At 46.4% G+C, this 4,758-nt stretch carries 2 rRNA genes; both read left to right on the top strand.

The window, feature by feature from the left end:
• The first annotated feature begins 10 nt into the window (after window positions 1-10).
• Window positions 11-1,533, top strand: a 16S ribosomal RNA gene (locus tag RDJ14_RS02920).
• A 192-nt stretch (window positions 1,534-1,725) separates the two neighbouring features.
• Window positions 1,726-4,659, top strand: a 23S ribosomal RNA gene (locus RDJ14_RS02915).
• The 16S and 23S rRNA genes sit together here, the layout of an rRNA operon.
• The last annotated feature ends 99 nt before the right edge of the window (window positions 4,660-4,758 follow it).

The raw sequence follows: 4,758 nt of genomic DNA, 5'->3' as shown, positions 1-4,758 counted from the left end.
AAAAAACAATTTTATTGAGAGTTTGATCCTGGCTCAGGATTAACGCTGGCGGCATGCCTAATACATGCAAGTCGAACGGAAGTAGCAATACTTTAGTGGCGAACGGGTGAGTAACACGTATCTAACCTACCATTTAGTGGGGAACAACTGTTGGAAACGACAGCTAATACCGCATATGTTATTAGTATGAAAAACTAATAATGAAAAGAGCAGTAATGCTTCGCTAATTGATGGGGATGCGGCGCATTAGCTAGTTGGTAAGGTAATGGCTTACCAAGGCAATGATGCGTAGCCGGTCTGAGAGGACGAACGGCCACATTGGGACTGAGACACGGCCCAGACTTCTACGGAAGGCAGCAGTAGGGAATTTTTCACAATGGGCGAAAGCCTGATGGAGCAATGCCGCGTGACTGATGAAGGTCTTCGGATTGTAAAGGTCTGTTGTAAGGGAAGAAATACTATAATAGGAAATGATTATAGGATCGACGGTACCTTACCAGAAAGCCACGGCTAACTATGTGCCAGCAGCCGCGGTAATACATAGGTGGCAAGCGTTATCCGGATTTATTGGGCGTAAAGCGTGCGTAGACGGTTATGCAAGTCTGAGGTTAAATTTAGGGGCTCAACCCCTAACCGCCTTGGAAACTACATTACTAGAGTATAGGAGAGGTTAGTGGAATTTCATGTGTAGCGGTGGAATGCGTAGATATATGAAGGAACACCAGTGGCGAAGGCGGCTAACTGGCCTATTACTGACGTTGTGGCACGAAAGCGTGGGGAGCAAATAGGATTAGATACCCTAGTAGTCCACGCCGTAAACGATGAGTACTAAGTGTTGCCAAGAGGCAGTGCTGTAGCTAACGCATTAAGTACTCCGCCTGAGTAGTATGCTCGCAAGAGTGAAACTCAAAGGAATTGACGGGGACCCGCACAAGCGGTGGAGCATGTGGTTTAATTCGAAGCAACGCGAAGAACCTTACCAGGTCTTGACATACCTTGCAAAGCTATAGAGATATAGTGGAGGTTAACAAGGATACAGGTGGTGCATGGTTGTCGTCAGTTCGTGTCGTGAGATGTTTGGTTAAGTCCAGCAACGAACGCAACCCTTGTCCTTAGTTGCCAGCATTAAGTTGGGGACTCTAAGGAGACTGCTAGTGTAAGCTAGAGGAAGGTGGGGACGACGTCAAATCATCATGCCCCTTATGACCTGGGCTACACACGTGCTACAATGGCTGATACAAAGAGTCGCAAAACCGCGAGGTTAAGCCAATCTCAAAAAGTCAGTCTCAGTCCGGATTGAAGTCTGCAACTCGATTTCATGAAGTCGGAATCGCTAGTAATCGCAAATCAGCAATGTTGCGGTGAATACGTTCTCGGGTCTTGTACACACCGCCCGTCAAACCACGAGAGTTGGCAATGCCAGAAGTTGGTGTCCTAACCGTAAGGAGGGAGCCACCCAAGGCAGGGTTGATGATTGGGGTTAAGTCGTAACAAGGTATCCCTACCGGAAGGTGGGGATGGATCACCTCCTTTCTATGGAGTTTAATTTCTTTCGAGAAATCAAGACAACAAGAAAAATCAGATGTGTGACTTATTGGATTAATTTAATTGTTCTGTTTAGTTTTCAGGGATTGTTATCTCTGAGCAATTGTTCTTTAAAAACTGGATAATAGACATCTTTTAAAAAAAATAAGATAAATTTTATCTTGCAATAGGATATTCTAAAAATAAATTATTAAGAGCGTATGGTGGATGCCTTGGAATTGGAAGACGAAGAAGGACGCGATTACCTGCGATAAGCTTCGGGGAGCTGGAAATAAGCTTTGATCCGGAGATGTCCGAATGGGGAAACCCACTATTTTTAATCAGATAGTACTGCATAATGAATACATAGTTATGTAGAGTGATACCTAGAGAATTGAAACATCTTAGTACCTAGAGGAAAAGAAAGCGAATGCGATTCCCTTAGTAGCGGCGAGCGAAAAGGGACCAGCCTAAACCAGTCGTCAGACTGGGGTTATAGGGAGCCACTAATTAAGTTTGAAGGAGTTACAAAGTTTACATATAGCAGAAGTTGTTGGGAAGCAACGCCATAGACGGTGAAAGCCCAGTATGCGAAATGTGTAGACCTCCTTGGTAAACCCTGAGTACGGCGAGGCACGTGAAACCTTGTCGGAATTTGCGCAGACCACTGCGTAAGGCTAAATACTAACCAATTACCGATAGTGAACCAGTACCGTGAGGGAAAGGTGAAAAGTACCCCGAGAGGGGAGTGAAATAGTTCCTGAAACCATATGCTTACAACAAGTCGGAGCCCGTTAATGGGTGACGGCGTGCCTTTTGTAGAATGAGCCGGCGAGTTACGATTACATGCAAGGTTAAGTCGAAAAGACGGAGCCGAAGTGAAAGCGAGCCTGAATAGGGCGTTTAGTATGTGGTCGTAGACCCGAAACCAGGTGATCTAGCCATGAGCAGGTTGAAGTTGATGTAACAGTCAATGGAGGACCGAACCAACGTTCGTTGAAAAGACCGTGGATGACTTGTGGCTAGCGGTGAAATTCCAATCGAACCTGGAGATAGCTGGTTCTCCCCGATATAGTTTTAGGACTAGCGTCAAAATTAGTGCAACGGAGGTAAAGCTCTGAATGTATGATGGCCCCACCTCGGGGTACTGAATGCAATTAAACTGCGAATGCCGTTGTTACATGTTTGGCAGTCAGTCTATGGGTGATAAGGTCCATGGACGTGAGGGAAACAGCCCAGATCATCAGCTAAGGTCCCCAAATCAATACTAAGTGGAAAACGATGTGGAATTGTTTAAACAGCTAGGAGGTTGGCTTAGAAGCAGCCATCCTTTAAAGAGTGCGTAACAGCTCACTAGTCGAATGATTCTGCGCGGAAAATGTACCGGGGCTAAGTATTGTACCGAAGCTATGGGTCTATATATATGTACGCATATATTGTGGGCGGTAGGGGAGCGTTCTAATCTGCAACGAAGCTAGACCGGAAGGACTAGTGGAGCGTTTAGAAGTGAGAATGCCGGCGTGAGTAACGATTGAAGGTGAGAATCCTTCATGCCTATTGACCAAGGTTTCCTGGGCTAGGTTCGTCCACCCAGGGTTAGTCAGGACCTAAGGCGAGGCCGAAAGGCGTAGTCGATGGACAACAGGTTGATATTCCTGTACCACCATGGTGACTGATGGAGTGACGAAGAAGGCTAAAATTTCCCAGCCGTTGGTTGTGTTGGGCTAAATACAAAGAGGGTTGTGTAGGCAAATCCGCACAGCAATAACCTTGAAGTATGATGGGGAGTTAACGGTTCGCCTAGTAACGAAGTATTTGACGCCAAGCTTCCAAGAAAAGCTTCTAAAGACATCATCATGGTGCCTGTACCGAGAACGGACACACGTGGTCAAGGAGAATATCCTAAGGCAAGCGAGATAACTATAGCTAAGGAACTCTGCAAAATAACCCCGTAAGTTAGCAAGAAGGGGAGCTCATAGCAATATGAGTCGCAGTAAAGAGGTCCGGGCGACTGTTTAGCAAAAACACAGCTCTGTGCAAAGTCGTAAGACGAAGTATACGGGGTGACGCCTGCCCAGTGCTGGAAGGTTAAAGAGATTTGTTAGCGCAAGCGAAGCTTTGAACTGAAGCCCCAGTGAACGGCGGCCGTAACTATAACGGTCCTAAGGTAGCGAAATTCCTTGTCAGGTAAGTTCTGACCCGCACGAAAGGCGTAACGATCCGGACGCTGTCTCGGCTATAGACTCGGTGAAATCTTAGTACCTGTGAAGATGCAGGTTACCCGCGATTAGACGGAAAGACCCCGTGGAGCTTTACTACAACTTGATATTGAATTTTGGTGTAGTTTGTACAGCATAGGTGGGAGACGTTGATATGCAGACGCAAGTAGGCATGGAGTCACCATTGGGATACCACCCTTGCTATATTGAAATTCTAACTTGAAACCATGATCTGGTTTAAGGACAGTGTCTGGTGGGTAGTTTGACTGGGGCGGTCGCCTCCTAAAAAGTAACGGAGGCGCCCAAAGGTACCCTCAATATGAATGGAAATCATATGTAGAGCGCAAAGGTAAAAGGGTGCTTGACTGCGAGACATACAAGTCGAGCAGGAACGAAAGTTGGGCTTAGTGATCCGGCGGTGCTGTGTGGAAAGGCCGTCGCTCAACGGATAAAAGTTACCCCGGGGATAACAGGCTAATCTCTCCCAATAGTTCATATAGACGGGGAGGTTTGGCACCTCGATGTCGGCTCATCGCATCCTGGAGGTGTAGTCGCTTCCAAGGGTTGGGCTGTTCGCCCATTAAAGCGGTACGCGAGCTGGGTTCAGAACGTCGTGAGACAGTTTGGTCCCTATCTGTCGTGGGCGCAAGAAATTTGAGGAAAGCTGTTCCTAGTACGAGAGGACCGGAATGGACCTACCTCTGGTGCACCAGTTGTCACGCCAGTGGCACAGCTGGGTAGCTATGTAGGGCATGAATAAGCGCTGAAAGCATCTAAGCGCGAAGTCAGTTCCAAGATGAGATTTCTCATTCGAAAGAAGTAAGATCCCTTGAATACTACAAGGTTGATAGGTCAGGTGTGTAAGCATAGTGATGTGTTTAGCTTACTGATACTAATAGATCGAGGATTTATTAAAGATATTCTCTATTGCAAATCAAAAGTAATCAAATTTAAAGATGTCTATTTCTAGTTTTTAGGGAGCAATTGCTGTAAACTATTTGGTGTCAATGGCGGA

It is taken from the genome of Spiroplasma sp. AdecLV25b, assembly GCF_030913225.1.
GTDB lineage: Bacteria > Bacillota_I > Bacilli_A > Mycoplasmatales > VBWQ01 > Spiroplasma_E.
The sequence above is the reverse complement of the archived record's forward strand: the minus strand, read 5'-3'. Positions and strand labels throughout refer to the sequence as shown.